Raw genomic sequence first — 17,739 nt, 5'->3', positions numbered from 1 at the left:
CGTGACCGGGTTCGAGGAGTGGGCGGCGGCCGCTGTCGAGGTGTTCGGCGAGGTCAAGCCACTGGCAGACCGGCTGCCGCAGGACCACTTCGAGGTGGCCGTGGCGGATCACGAGCGTCTCGGCACCGCCGCCGGACGGCTACTCGACAGCGTTGCCCGCGAGGTCGGTCTGCGCCAGACGGTCCACGTGCGCGCCGCGCCGCCGCCGGCGGGCAGCTCGTTCGGGTTGGCGGTGGAGCGCCGGATCAGCACCCTGCTGAGCGACGCCGGACCGCTCGACGACTGGGTCCGCGACGCCGGGGAGGCGCCGATCGTACGCGCCGCCGCCAATGCCCGTAACCGGGCGCCCCGGCTGGTGCGGGTCGAAACCCGCGACGGACTGACGCTCGACGCGTTCACGTCGGGCGACCGGGCGCGTCCCGCGGTGGTGCTGGTCCCACCCTGCGGCATGCCGGTCGAGCTGTCGCTGCGGTGGCTGCGCGCACTCGGCGAGGAGCACTTCGTCGTGACCTGGCAGACCCGCGGTCTGTTCTCCGCGCACGGTCCCGAGGCCGGTATGGCGAGCGGCGTGGCTGACCAGGCCGACGACCTGCTGGCGGTCATGGACGCGCTCGACCTGCCGGCCTGTCACGTGATGGGGCTCTGCGGCGGCGCGGTGATCGTGGTCGAGGCCGCCCACCGACATCCCGGTCGCCTCGGATCGATCAGCCTGTGGCACGGGGACTACGACTTCGGGGCCGGCTCGACGAAGACCGATCACCAGCGGGACGTCCAGGCGTTGATGGAGATGGGCGCGGACACCCTGGCGAAGGCGGCCGCCTACCAGAAACTCATGCACCGCCCTGCCGCCCTGGCGAAGATCCCCGAGCGGCTCGCGCCGCTGGTGCTCTACCCCTACGCCTCGCCGGTGCTGTTCCACCACTACTGCAGGTTGAACCTTGCGATCATGTCTTTCGACATCACTGATCTGCTCGGCCGGATCCCACACCCGACGCTGGTGGTGACGAGTCGGACCGACACGACCGCGCACCCGGAAGGTTCGCATCGCGTGGCGGGTGAGCTCGCCCGCGCCCGGCTGGTCGAGGAGCCCAGCGGCGACCACCTCTCCGTCTTCGACACCTCGTCCCGACTCGTCCAACTGGCCGCCGACTTCGTCGCGGCCCAGTACCTGAGCACACCTGGACGGCGATGACCGACATAGCTGCACTCGAAGTCGAGACGATCGATCACGACCTGGGCGGGCTCGTCGAGGAAGGCGTTCTCGTCCGGCACCGCACGGGTGACCGGCGGGTCGCTGCGGTCTTCGTCGTGCCGGGCGAGGCCGCACCAGTGGTCCGGCGAGCGACGCTCCTCTGCGAGGAGACAGGCGTTGACGGCGAGCTCGCCCTGTACGAGCCCGACGACGACCTGATGATCTTCCACCGCAACCGGCGGGAGGCCGACTTCATCTTCCGTGAGGTGTTCCGGGACAACGAGTACCTGCGCAACGGGGTGACACTGCCCGACCATCCGACCGTAATCGACGTCGGGGCGAACATCGGTGGGGCCTCCGTCTTGTTCGGACTTGTCGGCCAGGGGGCCCGGATCTTCGCGGTCGAGCCCGTACCTCAGCTGTGTCGGGCCGTCGAGCTGAATGCCAGGCTGCACGACATCGATGTCGTCATCGTCGTCGGCGCGGTCGGCGACGCGCGCGGTCAGACGGTGATCACGTACTACCCGAAGAACACAGCGATGTCCGGGCTCCTCGCGGACCAGACGGACCGCGAGGTTCTCAAGACCTATCTCGCGGGCCACGACGGTGCCTCCGCCGCCGGACTCGACGCGATGGTCGCCGAGCTGCTCGTCGGCGAGCCGGTCGAGTGCGGCGTGCAGACACTGGGACAGGCGCTCGAGGGCCATTCCGTCGACCGTATCGATCTGCTGAAGATCGACGTCGAGAAAGCGGAGTGGCAGGTCCTGCACGGTATCGACGATGGGCTGTGGCAACGGATCGATCAGGTGGTCATGGAGGTCCACGACATCGACGGACGGGTCGCGGCCTGCGTCAGGTTGTTGGAGGACAAGGGCTTCAGCGTGCTGATCGACCGCAACCCGGATCTGCTGAGCACCGACATGTACGGCCTCTACGCCCGTCGGGGACCGGTGGCGCCGGACCCCGCCGCTCCGAACTGGCGGCGGCCGCTGTCGACGCGTCGGGCGTTGGCCTCGGCCATCCGTGAGCGCATCCCGCAACTCGCCGACATCGCCGTCGAACGGTTCCGGTTCGTGGCGGCCCTGCCGAGGGACACCCGCGGCGAGATCGACACGGCTGCGCTCGGCGCCATGATCGCATCGGAGGGCGCCGCAGAGCCGGGCGTGATGTCCGCGATCGAGGAAAGGCTTGCCGCCATTTGGTGCCGGCTGCTGAAGGTCGAGTCCGTCCGGACCTCGGACGACTTCTTCGACCTCGGCGGCACCTCACTGAAGTCGGTACGGATGGTACTTGAGGTGGACGAGACCTTCGGCGAGAACGTGCTACCGCCGGACCAGCTCTTCGCGGGTAGCCGCTTCGACGAGGTGGCGGCGGTCATCCGCAGGAACCTGGGATGAAGCGGCAGCTCTTCGCGGCTCTGGAAAGGCTCGCGGACAACCACCACAACCAGGTGGTCTACCGCGACGGCGGCAGGGTCAGCAGGACGTGGGCCGAGCTGGCACAGGACATCGACCGGGCGGTCGGCCGGCTGGCGTCGCTCCGGCCGCACGGGCGCGGGCGCGAGTTCCAGGTGGGGTTGGTCGGGCCGACGTCGTACCAGTGGATGGTGCTCGATCTGGCCTGCATCAAGGCGGGCTTCCGGTCGGTCGCGGTGCCGGAGTTCCTCACCGCCCGGGAGATCGGTGCCCTGCTGCGGGAGGCCGAGGCCGACGTCGTGCTCGCCGACCGGGCGGTGGCGGACCGGCTCACCGAGGTCGACGCACCGGTGTGGTTCTTCGGTACCGGCGGTGCCACCCCGATGGGAAGCGGCTTCGAGGAGCTCGCCGGCGTCGAGTGGACCTGCACCGCCGACCGGATGCTGGACCACTACTCGATCGGCTACTCGTCGGGGACGTCGGGCAAGGCCAAACGCATCGATTTGATGTTCCCGGCAGAAGAGCCGTCGAACGGCTGGAGACACGCCCTCGACCTGGCGCTGCAGTACTACCGGTACCGGACCAGCTTCTGGAGCCGCAAAGGGAACAAGCTGTTTGTCTTCATGCCCTTCTCCCACCTGCAGCAGCGGGCCTTCGTACGGTTGGCGCTGATGCGTCGGATCGACATCGTGCTCTCCGATCCTCGGCGCTGCGTGCAGGACCTGATCGTCGAGAAGCCGAACATCATGGTGAGCGTCCCCATGATATACGAGGCCCTGGCGGCGCGGATCGAACAGAAACTGCGGCAGATGAGTAAGCGGCAGCGGGCCGTCTTCGACGTCTACCTCCGCCTTCGGATCAACCGGCTGCCCAACCGCAGCTGGGTGAAACGAGTGTTCGGCCGCTACCTGTTCGGCAAGGTGCGCAAGATCTACGGCGGCCGGGCCGACTACTTCGTGACGGGCAGTGCCCCGATCGACCGGCGGACGCTTATGACGTTCTACCGCGTGGGTGTGCGGATCTACGAGGGGTACGGGCAGAGTGAGCTGCCCAGGATCATCTCCATGAGTTCCGAGAAGGACTTCCGCATCGGCAGCGTCGGCCGGCCGCGCGTTCCCGTCAAGATCGCCGCGGACGGCGAGATCCGGGTCAAGATCGACCGGAGCGAGCTTGCCGACCCCTCGGTCGTCACCTTCGACCAGGAGGGGTACATCTGCACGGGCGACATCGGCTACCTCGACGCGGACGGCTTCCTGTTCCTGCGCGGACGCAAGGACGACGTCATCGTCCTCGACAACGGCAAAAAGGTGTTCCCCGCCAGCGTCGAGACCGTCTTCCACGAGCTGAAGGTGGACGAGTCCATCTGCGTCACCTCCTTCGACGGCAAGCGGATCGCCGCCGTCGCGTACTGGCCCGTCGAGCGGGGCGGATCGGCAGCGCTGAGGAGCTACCTCGCCGAGGTCAACCCGAGGCTGGCCGAACACGAGAGAGTGACGCTCTTCGCGCACAGCACGGTGCCGTTCACCGTGGAAAACGGCATGTTGACGGGCACCGGAAAACTGCGGCGTCAGCAGATCAGAGCGGTGTTCGGCGATGCGGAGCTGGAGCGGGTCGGTGACTGAGGGCGGCTCGCCGCACAGCGAGCACAACTTCGCGGCCGTGCTGCGGCATCGGGCAGCCGGGTCCCCGGCGGAACCGGCGTACACGTTCCTGCGGCAGGGCCTCGACGAGGCGCACACCGTCAACTACCAGCAACTGTACGACGCCGTGTGCTCCCTGGCGGTCCACCTTGATGGGCTCCCACGGCCGGCACGGGCACTGCTGGTCTACCCCCACGGGCCGGAGTTCATCCGCGCGTTCTGGGCGTGTCTCGTCGCCGGGATCGTGCCCGTTCCGTGCTACCCGCCGAGGAACAGCCGCTCGGCGGACCGCCTCCTCGTCATCGCCCGGGATGCGCAGGCCTCCGTCGTCCTGACCGACCGGGCGGCACTCGGCCGAGCCGGCGACAGGTTCACGGAGACCGCGCCCTGCCTCGTCACCGATGAGATCACGGTCGACGAGATCACGGCCGGCGGGACAGCGGGCGGCTGGACGGGTGCCGTCGAACCCGTGGCCGTGCGCCCGGCAGACCCGGCGTTCCTGCAGTACACGTCCGGGTCGACCGGCGCGCCCAAGGGCGTCGTCGTCTCGCACCGGAACCTGTACCGCAACCAGGAGCTCATCCGGGCGGCGTTCGGCCAGGACAGCGAATCGACGGTCGTGTCCTGGCTGCCCTTCTACCACGACATGGGGCTCATCGGGAACGTCCTGCACGCGGTGTACGTCGGCGCGCACGCGGTGTTCCTCTCGCCGCTCGAGTTCCTGCGCAGGCCTGTGACGTGGCTGGAGGCGATCAGCCGCTACCGCGCGACGGGAAGTGGCGGACCCAACTTCGGCTACCAGCACTGCGCCGACCGGATCAGCGACGATGACGTCGCGGGGCTCGACCTGAGCCGCTGGCGGGTGGCCTACTGCGGGGCCGAGCTGGTCCGGGCGCAGACGCTGTCGTCGTTCGCGGACCGGTTCGCGGCGACCGGATTCCGGTCCGATGCCTTCCGGCCCTGCTACGGCATGGCCGAGGCCACGTTGCTGGTGGCTGCTGCGAAAGGACTCACCACGCGCACGCCGGAGCCGTCCGGGGGCGAGGCGGACGACAGCGGGCCCGCGTCGCCCGGCGACCCGGTCGTGTCGTGCGGCGTCCCCAGTGGTTTCCGCTGCCTCGTCGTCGACGGCAACGGTGCCGAGTGCCCCGACGGCCGAGTGGGCGAGGTGTGGCTGAGCGGGTCGAGCGTCGCGGGCGGCTACTGGAACAACCCCGGGGCGTCCGAGGCGCTGCATGCCTTCACCCGCTCGGGTGAGGGCCCGTTCTACCGCACGGGCGACCTTGGCTTCCTGCGCGACGGCGAGCTGCATGTGACGGGCCGGATCAAGGAACTGATCATCATCCGCGGCCGCAACCACTACCCGTACGACCTCGAATGGGCGATTGCCGAGGGCGCACCGGGTGTCATCCGGGACGGCTGTGTGGTGTTCTCCGTAGACCGGGAGCACGGCGAAGATCTGGTTGTCCAGTGCGAGTACGACCGTACGGGCGGACTTGCCCACGCCGAAGTCATCCGGTCGGTCCGGACCGTGCTGTTGGAGGAGTTCGGCATCCCGGCGTCGGAGGTGTTCCTCTTCACCCCTCGCCACCTGCCTCGTACCAGCAGCGGCAAGCTCCAACGGGCGCTGTGCAGGTCGACCTACCTCGCGGGGCAGACCGGCGGCATCGCCCATTGGAAGGCGGAGTCCAGCGGGCCGATCGGCGCAACCGGCGAGGGACGGACCCCGGCTGCGGCGGCCTCCGACACGGAGCGGCAGATCATGCGGGCGGTCGAACATCTCAAGGGACCGGTCCGGATGGGGCGGGACGACACGTTCTTCAGCGTCGGCTTCGATTCCCTCGGTATGGCCGAGCTCGCCGCCGCGCTGTCCGATGAGGTGGGCCAGCTGATCGGCGTCGAGCTGCTGTTCGACCATCCGACGATCGCCGGGCTCGCCGCGCGGCTGGACGCCCTGTCGCACACCGATCCGCCGCCCGTTGCGCCCGAGGCGCTCACCGGCGGCGGTCTCCTACCGGCCAGCTCGATCCAGGAGTCGATCTGGATCGACCACCAGTCGCGAGCACCGGACAGCCGCTACAACATCGCGATCCGGATCGACTTCGCATCGCAGATCCCACGGGAGCGCATCGAGAAGTCGCTCGCGCTCGAGCTGGGCCGCGCGGATCTGCTGCACTGCCAGTTCGTCTGGCGGGACGGAAACCTGGGCCTGCTCCCGCGCGACGACGAGGAGCACCGACCGGACGTACTCGACGTTTCCGGATCAAGCACCGAGCAGGCGGTGGCCGAGTTGGACGCGTGCGTCGAGGCACTCGTCCGCAAGCCCTTCGACCTCGACGAGCGCCCGTTGTTTCGCGCCACACTCGCGCGGCTGCCGAACGGCACCCACACGCTGATCTTCGTCGCCCACCACATCATTTGCGACGGGTTCTCGCTCAACGCCTTCGCCCAGCGATTGTCGTCGGCGTGCGCCGGCGGGGACGGCACGGGGCGCACCGACGAGGAACGGGACACCTCGTACCGTACGTACGTGCGTCGGCAGCGGGACCTGCTGGCGCGCGGCGGCGGAGACGCTGGGGCGTACTGGCGCGGGCAGCTCACGGGCCTCGTACCGGTGCGGCTGCCCCGGGACCGCTGGTCCCCAGGCGACGGCGCACGGGGCCGCATCGCCACCGAGTGGCTGCACCTGACCGACGAGCAGTCCCGGTCCCTGGCCCGGCTGGCCCGGCGGTGTGGCACGACGCCGTTCGCGGTGGCGCTGGCCGGGTTCGCGACGGTCATCGGCAGAGTCACGCGACGCTCGGACATCGCGGTCGGTGTTCCGCTTCTCGATCGCGACATTCCCGCCATGAAGGACACGTTCGGGCCCTGTGTCAACCCGGTCACGCTGCGCCTGCAGCTCGCCGGCGACCAGTCCGGCGTGCAGCGGGTCGCGGCGGTCGGTAGCAGGCTGTCGGAGGCGCTCGGACTGCGGGCGCTGCCGGTGCGTGCGGTGGCGGGCGATCTCACCAGCGGTCGCAGCGACGGGAGGGTCCCGGTCACCTCGGTATACTTCAACGGCCTCACCTTCGGGCCGGGTGAGCAGATCGTCAAGGGGTTCCTCGGCGACCGGGGCCAGACCGCACGGCTTGACCTCGACGTTTACGCGATCCTTGACAGCGGCGGCGGGTCGCTGCGGTGGGACTACGACTCGGCGCTGTTCGATCCGGAGACGGTACGCCTGTGGATGGCCGGCTTCGAGAATTGTCTCTGCCGTCTCGACCGGGATCCGGACCGGCCACTCGACGCGCAACCGCTCCTGGTACCGCCCCGCCTCGGGCGGCCGCCCCAGGTCGGGTCCGCAGACGTCCCGCAACCGCTGGCCGCCATGGTGAGGCAGACCATGGAGCGGATCCCGCAGCGGGTGGCGGTGGTGACCCCGAGCGGCGCGACGACGTACGGGCAGTTACTCGGATGGAGCCGCCGGGTCAGCGGCTACCTCCGGCGTACCCCGGTGGAAGGTCCGGTCGGGCTGTACTTCCGTCACGGGGACACCCCGCTGGCGATTTCCGCAATGGTCGGCGCGTTGGATGCCGGGTGCCGCTACGTAATTCTGGAGCCCAGGGACCCGGCGTCGCGGCTGCGGCGGATCGTCTCGGACGCCGGGGTCCGGGTGGTGCTGGCCAACGGCGCCGTCGCCTGGGCAGAAGCGGACGACATCGACGAGCCCGGCCGCGTACGCCCGAAGGTGGTGCGGATCGACCAGATCGGTCCGGGTGAGGCCGGCGACGGGCCGGACGAACCCCGGGCCGGGTATCTGCTCTACACCTCCGGTACCTCCGGCACCCCCAAAGGTGTGATCCAGGAGGCGGACAACGTCCGGTACTTCGTCGAACAGTACCGGCGACGGCTGTCGATCACCGAGCAGGACTCGCTCAGCCTGGTGTCGTCGCTCGGCTTCGACGCGGCGGTGCTGGATGTCTACACCGCGATGGTCACCGGTGCCCAGTTGCAGGTTCTCGCCTTGCACGACAACGACGCGCACCGCGACCTCTGGCAATGGGTGGTCGACCAGTCGGTCACCGTCCTGCACGCGACCCCTTCCCTGTACCGCAAGCTCATGGCCATCCGACGTGGCTCGGACAGCGGCCGCCTGCGCGCCGTGGTACTGGGTGGCGAGCCGGTGCTGCCCGCCGACGGGATTCGGCACTTCGAGCTGTTCCCTGACGTCGAGCTCTACAACCTCTACGGCCAGGCGGAAAGTACCCTCAACTCGCTTCGGCGCTTCGTGCACGGGAACGTCACGCGTACCGTCACGCTGGGCGTTCCCTGCGACGGCACGTCACTGGCCCTGCGCGTCGCGCACGGGGGCAGTCCGGAGGTGTACGAGGTGGGCGAGATCGTGGTCGGCTCGCCGCACGTCGCGAAGGGCTACGTCGGCCTGCCGAGCCTGTCCGCAGACAGGTTCCGCGAGACCGGTTACCACACCGGTGACTCGGGCAGGTTCCTGCCCAGCGGGGAGATCGAACTGGTCGGCCGCGTGGACCGCCAGCTCAAGGTGAACGGCTACCGGGTGGAGCCCGCCGAGATCGAGACAGTACTGATGGGACACCCCGCGGTCGCTCGGGCGCTGGTGCTCAAGCAGCAGCGGGGCGACGGCGGAGAGTCCCTCGCGGCATACGTCGAGGTCCCAGACGAGCGGCGGCGTGCCGCCCTCGACCCCGAGGAACTGCGCGGCCTGCTGGTCCGGAACCTGCCTGGCTACCTGGTCCCGTCCACCACCATGGTGCTGGCCGCCTTCCCGCTCACGCCCAACAACAAGGTCGACCGGGGCGGACTGCCGCAACCGGGCGAGCCCGCACCGTCCGGCCCGGCGGCCGCGCGGCCGATGGACGCGCGGGAACGCATTGTGGCCGACTGCATGGCGGGGGTCCTGGGTGTCGCGCCCACTGGCCCAACGTCGTCGTTCTTCGCGCTGGGCGGGAACTCCATCAGCGTCATCGAGCTACTGCACCGGCTGGAACGGACCACCGGACTGGTACTCACCTTCAAGGACGTCTTCGAGGATTCGACCGTCGCCGCCATTGCCGCGCGGCTGGCGGCGGCCCCGGCACCGGCGTGGCCCGCGCTGTCGCGGAGCCCGTCACGCGCCGAGTACCCCCTGACGTCGAGTCAGATGAGAATCTGGGTGCAGAGCCAGCGCACGTCCTACAACGTCCTGGCTTCGATCCATGTGGTCGGTGGCCTGCGACCCGACCGGCTCGAGCGCGCCGTCGACGCCGTGGTGGCCCGGCACGAGATCCTGCGTACCCGGTTCGTCGTGCGAGGCGACGAGGTCGTGCAGCGCGTCGACCCCGCGATCGCGACCGAGGTCCGGATCGAGCACCTCGACTCCTCCGCCGACCAGGAGCAGGTGCTGGCCGAGCTGGAGAGGCGGGAGCTGCACCGCGGTTTCGACCTGGCCGGCGGCCCGCTGTTCCAGGTGACGTACGTGACCGGCACGAGTCCGCAGGACGTGCTGATGCTCTCCATGCACCACATCGTCTGCGATGCGGTCTCCATCGCCATCTTCACCGAGGAGGTGCTCAGGGCGTACACGACGCGGCGCGAATCGTTGCCCAAACCCGCGATCCAGTACGGCGACTACGCCCTCTGGTTGCGGGACCTCGGCGACCGCGGCCTTCTCGACCCGGGCCGGGCGTACTGGACGGACAAGTTGAAGGACGGCGTACCCGTGCTCAGCCTGCGGACGGACCGGCGCCGCAGGCCGGTGAAGTCGTTCACCGGGTCGGTTTTCCACGGCGCTGTCGACGAGGCGCTGACCGGCCACGCGCGGGAGTTGTGCCGTACCGAGGCCGTCACACTGTTCACCCTTCTGCACTCCGTCCTGGTGCTGACCCTCTACAACCGGACCGGGCAGACCGACCTCTGCCTCGGCACGTTGACCACCGGGCGGGAGTTCTCCCGGCACCTGCGGCCACAGATCGGTTTCCTCGCCAACACTCTGGCCCTCAGGACGACCTTTTCGCCCGACACGAGCTTTCGTGAGCTGCTGGCGATCGCCAGACGGGAGTTCCTGGAGTCCCACACGCACCAGCTGTACCCGCTGGAGCAGCTCGCGGACGTGGTCCCACGCCAGGAGCCGGGACACGGATTCCTGTTCGACGTCCTCCTGGTGCTACACGACTGGGGCGATCTGGAGGAGCGGGTGCTCCGGGAGACCGGCGTGGAGATCGCGCTGCGCGACCGCGTCGAATGCGTCGCCAAGTTCGACCTCACCTTCAACCTGGTGTCCCGTCACGGGCGCGTCGAGGCGATGGTCGAGTACGACCCCGAGTTGTACGACGAGGGCTCCGTCGCCCTGCTCTGGCGGCGGTTCGTGGCGCTGCTGTCGGAGGTCGTCGGCACTCCCGAGCGCCCACTGCACGAGTACCGCGGGCAGGTCGAGGAAGAACAACGGGTCGCCGCCGGCCGTGAGATCGAGTTCGACTTCTAGGAGGCGACGATGACCGGGAAGACCCTGGACCCCAGGATCGCCCTTGACTACTGGGTGCGCAAGGTCAGCGGCTGCGAATGGTCGGACCTGCCCGTGGCGTTGACAGCCTCGGACCCGGCCGGCGCCGCTGACAGCAGTAGACACTGGTCGGTCACGGTCTGCGAGGAGGATCTGCGATTCCTGAAGAAGGCCAGCCGGGGTGACCCGGAGGCCGAGCTGGTCATCTACGTCACCCTGTACCGAATCCTGCTGTCCTTCTACTTCGGACAGGAGGCCGGTGTGGTGGCGGTGGGCGGGCACCCACGCGGCACCGAGGCGTTGCTGTTCTACACCGCGTCGCTCGACCCGGACGGGACGCTGCGCGACGCGATCGGCGCCATCCGCGACGAAACGCAGGACGGCGCCGCGTACCGCGACTACCGCTGGAACGAACTGCGTGACTGGATGACCGCCCAGGAACAGACTGCCCACCTCGTCCGCTTCGGGCTGGTGTGCGGGGCGGATCCGGTCGCGAACCCGTTGCTGGGCGGTGGGACGGCCATCTGCCTGACGGTGCCGGTCGCGGCGGACGACCGGGAGGTCCGGCTCTCCTGCGGCCCGGGATGCGACGAGCAACTCGCCGTCCAGTTCCTCCGGCACTACGTCGAACTCGTGCGCAAGCTGCGTGACCACCTTGACCTGTCGCTGTCGCGGATCCCCGTCCTCACCCCCGCCGAGCTGGAACAGCTCACCGCGGCGCTACACGGCCCGGCACCAGATCCGGACCTGCCCGCGAGCCTGCTCGTGGACTTCAAACGTCAGGCGGCCGCCACGCCTGCCGCCGTAGCGGTGGTGGACGGCGCCGGCGCACTCACCTACCGCCATCTCGACGAGAACGCCAACCAGCTCGCGCACTACTTGCGGGACGTGGGTGGCGTCCGGCGCGGGGACTTTGTCGGGATCGCGCTGCGCGACAGCCGGGACCTGGTCGTGGCGGTCCTGGCGGTGCTCAAGACCGGCGCGGCATACGTGCCGATCGACCTGCGTTACCCGGCGGACCGCAAAGCGCTGCTGGTCAGGGAGAGCCGCGCCGCCGCCGTGATCGTGCGGGAGCCCGATGATCTCGCCACGCCCGTCGCGAACGTGGTGGCGCTGACGCCGGCCGCAGACCGGATCGCCGAACACCCGAAGACGGACCCCCCGGTGACCATCCGCGCGGACGACAGCGTGTACGTGATCTTCACCTCCGGGTCGACCGGGACGCCGAAGGGGGTCGCGGTCGAGCACGGGGCCTTCCGTAACCTGCTGGCCTGGTACACCCGGCAGGTGTGCGGGCCGGGACAGCCGAGCTTCCTGCTCATCGCCCCCGTCAGCTTCGACCTGGCCCAGAAGAACCTGTTCGCGCCCCTGCTGTGCGGAGGACAGCTACACCTGCTGGGTGCGGCGCTCGACGACTACTCGGCCATGGCCGAGTACATCGACGCGCACGGGATCGAGGTCGTGAACTGCGCGCCGAGCGCCTTCTATCCGCTGCTGGAGTTCGGTGCCGAGCACCGGTTCCACGCGCTACGGTCGCTGCGCCACGTCGTGCTCGGCGGTGAACCGATCGACACGTCGAAGCTGAGCACCTGGTCGGAGTCGCCCAACTTCCGGGCCGCGGTGATGAACTCGTACGGACCCACCGAGTTCACCGACGTCGTCACGTTCCACCGGCTCGCCGCCGACGAGCTGCGGCCGGGGGGCCGGACGGTCCCTATCGGCCGCCCGATCGACGGCATCCAGCTGTTCGCCCTGACCCCGCAGCGTCGGTTGTGCGCCCCCCACCTGGTCGGTGAACTCCACCTCGGGGGTGCCGGACTCTCCAAGGGCTACCTGAACGACCCGCAGGAGCAGGCACGGCGCTTCGTCCACGTCAAACTGGACGAGATCGGTTTCGACGGCGTCCTCTACCGGACCGGGGACCTGGTCCGCTGGGACGGCGACGGAAGGCTCGAGTACCTCGGTCGGGCCGACGATCAAGTGAAGATCAACGGATTCCGGATCGAGCCCGGGGAGGTGGAGCGGGCGATCCGCGGGCTGGACGGGGTCGACGACGTGGTCGTCTGCGCCAGAAAGGTCCGGGGCGAGAACGTTCTGGTGGCCTACTTCATCGCGGACACGCCGCTGGACCCGCGGGCACTGAAGGAGCAGGCCGCGCAGAGTCTGCCCCCCTTCGCCGTACCGACCTACTTCACCCAGCGAACGTCCTTTCCCCTGACCCCGAGCGGGAAGCTCGACAGGCGAGCGTTGCCCACACCCGATGCCGAGGTGGCGCGGGAGGTTTTCCTTCCGCCGGTCACCGCGGCACAGGAGCGGCTCGCCCGGCTCTGGGCGGGTCTGCTGGACGTCGGGCGGGTGGGACGACATGACGACTTCTTCGCGCTGGGCGGGCACAGCCTGACCGCTATCCGCCTGCTGTCGCACGTCTCGAAGGACTTCGGTGTCGAGCTCGCGCTCAACACCGTGTTCGAGCACCCGCGGCTCGACGATCTGGCCGGCGTCATCAGCGCGGCCGACCCGGGCCGATTCGCCGGGATCCCCCGACTCGCGCCCGCCGCCGACTACGAGTTGTCCAACGCGCAGCGGCGGCTCTGGCTCGCATCCCAGTTCGAGTCCGCCTCCCAGGCGTACAACCTCCATTCGGTCTACGACATCCAGGGTGAGGTCGAGCCCGGGCGGCTGGAGAACGCGCTCCGGCAGGTCATCGAGAAGCACGAGAGCCTGCGTACGGTGTTCCGGACGGGCCCGGACGGTGACGTGCGGCAGGCGGTCCTGCCCGTGTCGGCGGTGGACTTCAACCTCGAGCACGTCCCGCCGGTCCAGGATCTAGCGGACTCGCTGGCCGAGTTCGTGGGGCGGCCCTTCGACCTCAGCCGGGGCCCGCTGCTGCGGGCCGCACTCGCGGCGACCGGGGGAGGGAGCCACACCTTCGCCTTCGCCATCCACCACAGCGTCTGCGATGCCTGGTCGCTGGGCGTGTTCGTCAGCGACCTGCTCAAGTTCTACGACCCCGCCCTTGCCGGACCGCCGGTCGCCCGGCTCGACATCCAGTACAAGGACTACGCGGCGTGGCAGCGGAGCCGCCTGGAGTCCGGGGACCACGACGTCCACCGCCGCTTCTGGTCCGACCATCTGGCGGGCCTGGAGACGGTCCCTGCGGTGAACCTTCCGGGCTGCCGGGCGCGGCCGAGCGTCAAGACCCACTGCGGCGCCGTCGTCGGGCACACCTTCTCCGCGTCGTTCGTCTCTCGCCTGGAGGAGCTGGGAGCGAAGCTAGGATGCACCCTGTTCATGGTGCTGGTGGCCGGGGTCAAGGCGACGCTGTTCCGACAGACCGGTCAGCCGGACATCACGCTCGGGACCCCGGTCGCCGGCCGGGACCACGTCGACGTCGAACAGCAGATCGGGTTCTACGTCAACACGCTCCCGCTGCGCACGACGCTGTCGGCGGACGAGACGTTCGACGCGCTGCTGGCCAGGGTCAAGGCGGGCGTCACCGCGGCGTTGGAACACCGGGCCCATCCGTTCGACTCCGTGGTCGACGATCTCGGGCTACGCCGGGATCCGGGTCGAAGCCCGGTGTTCGATCTGATGGTCGTCCTGCAGAACGCGACCGAGAACCAGGCGCTGAACCACATCGAGGGACCGGGTTTCCGCCTCACCAGAAGGTCGGCTCCCCAGCGGTTCAGCAAGTTCGACGCGACATTCAACTTCGTCGAACGCGGGCGGAGGGCTGGACTCGCCCTCGAGGTCGAGTACAACACCGACCTGTACGCCGAGGATGCCATCCGCCGGTTCGTCGGCGCACTCGAGACCCTCCTCGCGGCGGCAAGCGACGACGCGGCTCGCCCGGTAGGCCGGTTGCCGTGTGTCCCGCCGGCCGAGCGCGGCACGGTGCTGGACTTCGGCCGGGGCAGGGTCGATCCGGCCTACACGCCGTTCCTGACCATGCTCGCCGCCCGGTGCGCGGACTCGGCGGACGCCACAGCGCTCCTCGTCGACGACGAGGAGCTGTCCTATGCGGAGTTGAATGCCCGGTCTGACCAGTTCGCTGGCTTCCTCGTGCAGGAGCTGGGTGTGCGCCCGGGTGACTACGTCGGCATCCTCCTCGAGCGCGACGACTGGCTCGTCGCGTGCCTGATCGGCGTCCTCAAAGCGGGTGCCGCCTTCGTGCCGCTCGACCCCGCGTACCCCGCCCGCCGAATCGAGTTCATCCTCGACGACTGCGACTGCAGGGTCCTCGTCGATCCGCCGATCCTGGGCCGGTTCCGCGCGGGCCTGGGCTCCTGGCCAACCGTTCCGGCGGCGCCGTCGCCCCCTGACGCGGTCGCCTACCTCATCTACACGTCCGGATCCACCGGCGACCCGAAGGGCGTGCAGATCACCCACGACAATCTCGCCGCCTTCCTGCAGTGGAGCCGGCGCGAGTTCGCGGACACCGACGTCGGGGTGGTCATCGCAGCCACCTCGATCTGTTTCGACCTGTCGATCTTCGAGCTCCTCTTCCCGCTGTCGACGGGGAAGACCGTCCGGCTCATCGAGTCGCCGGCACACATCGGCGAGTGGCTCGGTGCGCACCGGCGCATCCTCGTCAACACGGTGCCCTCGGTGATCGTCGAACTGTGCCGTTCAGGCCACGACTTCTCGAACGTCACGGCGGTCAACGTCGCGGGCGAGCCCGCCCCGCCCGCGCTTCGCAATCTGCTGGATCACCGCAGGATCGAGGTCAGGAACCTGTACGGCCCCTCGGAGGACACGACCTACAGCACGGTCTACCGGTTCGACGACAGCACGCCGGCCGTTCCCATCGGCCGGCCGGTCGACAACACCCGGGTCTACGTCATGGACGCCGCCCAGCAGCCCGTCGGGATCGACGTGACCGGGGAGATTTACCTGTCGGGCCGAGGGCTCTGCCGGGGCTACCTCAACCGCCCCCGCCTCAACGCGGAGGTGTTCACCGACCACCCCGACTTTCCCGGCGAGCGGCTGTACCGGACCGGGGATCACGCCAGGTGGGCACCGGACGGCAACCTGATCTACCTGGGTCGGCGTGACGCGCAGGTGAAGGTTCGCGGGCGACGTATCGAGCTGGGTGAGATCGAAATCGCGATGCAGCGGATTCCCGGCGTGCGGCACGTTGCCGCGCTGATCAGGCAAGTCGGGGGCACCGCCGAGCTGGAGGCGTACTACGTTGCCGACGGGCCGGCGGACGCACCGTCGCCGGAACCGGACACGGTCCGGCGCGAGCTCGCCGCCGCGCTGCCCGGCTATCTGGTCCCGGCTGCAATCGTCCGCCTGGGGCAGCTCCCGACGACCCCGAACGGCAAGGCGGACCGGCGGGCGCTGCTCGCGCGTCAGGCCCCCGACCGAACGGTCGGGAGCCTCGCCGCCGCGCCGGAGAACGAGATCGAACGGCGGGTCCTGGCGGTCTGGCGGTCGGTCGTCGACGCGACCGACGCGGGCGTCGACGACTCCTACTTCGACCTGGGCGGCGACAGCCTCCGAGCCATGACCATCGTCGCCCGGCTCAACGACGAGTTCGGCGTCGGACTGCGGATCAGTGACCTCTACCACCACCCGACCGTACGGAGGCTGGCGGTGCGGATCCGCCACCTGTCGACGGACGATCCGGGCGTTGGATCGCGCACTCAGCCGGACCCCGTCCCGGACGGCTCCCACGCCACCGAGTACCCCATCACCACCTCCCAGTCCGGCATCTACTACCTGCAGCGGCTCGATCCCCGCAGTACGGCCTACAACATCCCGCTCTCCTTCGCCGTACGCGGCCCGCTCGACGCGGCCCGCCTCCAACAGGCCGTCGACGAACTCGTCCTGCGGCACGACGCGTTCCGGACCCGGTTCGCGATCCGTCATCAAAGGGTGGTCGGCCTGGTCGAACCGGCCGTCGCGGTCCCGATCGTCCGCCAGCAGATTGCGCCCGGTGAGGAGGCCGATGTACTCCGCGGCTTCGTGCAGCCGTTCGACCTGACCAGAGCGCCGCTGATGCGCGTCAAACTCGCGAGCCTCTCGGACGTCGAGCACCATGTCGTCATCGACGTCCATCACGTGGTCTTCGATGGCGCCTCCGTCCCCTTGCTGCTGGGAGAACTGATCCGCCGGTACCTCGGTGCCGCGCCGGGCGAAGCGCCCGGATTGCGCTACGCCGATTACGCTCAGCTCGCTGACCAGCAGAGCGCGGAAGAACGGGCGCGGCAGCGGGCCTACTGGCTCGACAAGCTCGGTGGTGGGCCGACCACACCCGCCCTGCCGTACGACTTCCCGAGGGGGAAAGTGCAGCGGTTCAGCGGCGACTACGTCGAACTGTGGATCGGGGCTGAGCGGCGGCGGGAACTGGACTCGCTGGCCAGAGCGGCGGGGACCACCAGGTTCTCGGCGCTGTTCTCGCTGTTTGCCGGTGCCCTCGCGCACATCTGCCGACAAGACACCGTCACGATCGGCATCCCCGTGGAGTGCCGGCGTGATCCGCGAATCCGGTCCACCATCGGGATGTTCGTCAACACGCTGGCCGTCCGAGTGAACGTCGACCGTACGAGTCCGGTTCCGGAGCTGCTGGCGGCACATGGCATCGATCTGTTCGCGGCGCTGGACCACCAGGAATACCCGTTCGAGACCCTGGTCCGCGACCTCGGAATTCAGGACGATGGCGGACACAACCCACTGTTCGAGGTCATGTTCGCGTACTACCCTTACCTGCCCGTCGAGGACCTGGTCCCAGGGGAGCAACTCGCCGTCGAGCACTACCGCGTCGACCGCCCCCGGGTCAGCAAGTTCCCGCTGACGTTCCTTGTCGACGAGACGCGGGACGGCCTGCGCGTGAGCCTCAACTACGACAACTCACTGTTCAAACGTGAGACGGCGGAAGCGATGGGTCACGTCGTCCAGGCCGTCTTCGACCTGGTGGCGACCCCGTCGAGACCGTTGTCGACGCTTCCACCCTGCTGAGTGCCGCTTCCACGACCGACCGAAAAGGGCACCGAG

5 protein-coding genes are annotated in these 17,739 nt (G+C 69.2%); all 5 read left to right on the top strand.

The window, feature by feature from the left end; translation table 11 throughout:
- Nucleotide 1: 1 nt before the first annotated feature.
- Genes O7621_RS22025 through O7621_RS22005 form a run of 5 tightly spaced genes read left to right on the top strand, consistent with a single transcriptional unit; the run spans nt 2 to nt 17,703 of the window.
- The gene (locus tag O7621_RS22025; RefSeq protein ID WP_282231011.1) at nt 2-1,192 is read left to right on the top strand and encodes an alpha/beta hydrolase; all 1,191 of its coding nucleotides are present in this window, start codon (nt 2-4) and stop codon (nt 1,190-1,192) included.
- Nucleotides 1,189-2,589 (top strand): FkbM family methyltransferase, encoded by a 1,401-nt coding sequence (locus O7621_RS22020; RefSeq protein WP_282231010.1) that lies wholly within the window; start codon nt 1,189-1,191, stop codon nt 2,587-2,589. The genes O7621_RS22025 and O7621_RS22020 overlap by 4 nt, the downstream gene beginning before the upstream one ends.
- Nucleotides 2,586-4,229 (top strand): AMP-binding protein, encoded by a 1,644-nt coding sequence (locus O7621_RS22015; RefSeq protein WP_282231009.1) that lies wholly within the window; start codon nt 2,586-2,588, stop codon nt 4,227-4,229. Before O7621_RS22020 ends, O7621_RS22015 begins: the two co-directional genes overlap by 4 nt.
- A complete protein-coding gene (locus O7621_RS22010) occupies nt 4,222-10,722 on the top strand; it encodes a condensation domain-containing protein (protein ID WP_282231008.1) in 6,501 nt (2,166 codons plus the stop codon). The genes O7621_RS22015 and O7621_RS22010 overlap by 8 nt, the downstream gene beginning before the upstream one ends.
- Nucleotides 10,723-10,731: 9 nt before the next feature.
- The gene (locus O7621_RS22005; RefSeq protein WP_282231007.1) at nt 10,732-17,703 is read left to right on the top strand and encodes a non-ribosomal peptide synthetase; all 6,972 of its coding nucleotides are present in this window, start codon (nt 10,732-10,734) and stop codon (nt 17,701-17,703) included.
- Nucleotides 17,704-17,739 lie beyond the last annotated feature (36 nt).

It is taken from the genome of Solwaraspora sp. WMMD937 (assembly GCF_029581175.1).
GTDB lineage: Bacteria > Actinomycetota > Actinomycetes > Mycobacteriales > Micromonosporaceae > Micromonospora_E.
The sequence above is the reverse complement of the archived record's forward strand: the minus strand, read 5'-3'. Positions and strand labels throughout refer to the sequence as shown.

Bases quoted from the DNA above. Each gene is read 5' to 3' on its own strand.
- O7621_RS22020 (WP_282231010.1), top strand. From the start codon at position 1,189: ATGACCGACATAGCTGCACTCGAAGTCGAGACGATCGATCACGACCTG.
- O7621_RS22015 (WP_282231009.1), top strand. From the start codon at position 2,586: ATGAAGCGGCAGCTCTTCGCGGCTCTGGAAAGGCTCGCGGACAACCAC.
- O7621_RS22005 (WP_282231007.1), top strand. From the start codon at position 10,732: ATGACCGGGAAGACCCTGGACCCCAGGATCGCCCTTGACTACTGGGTG.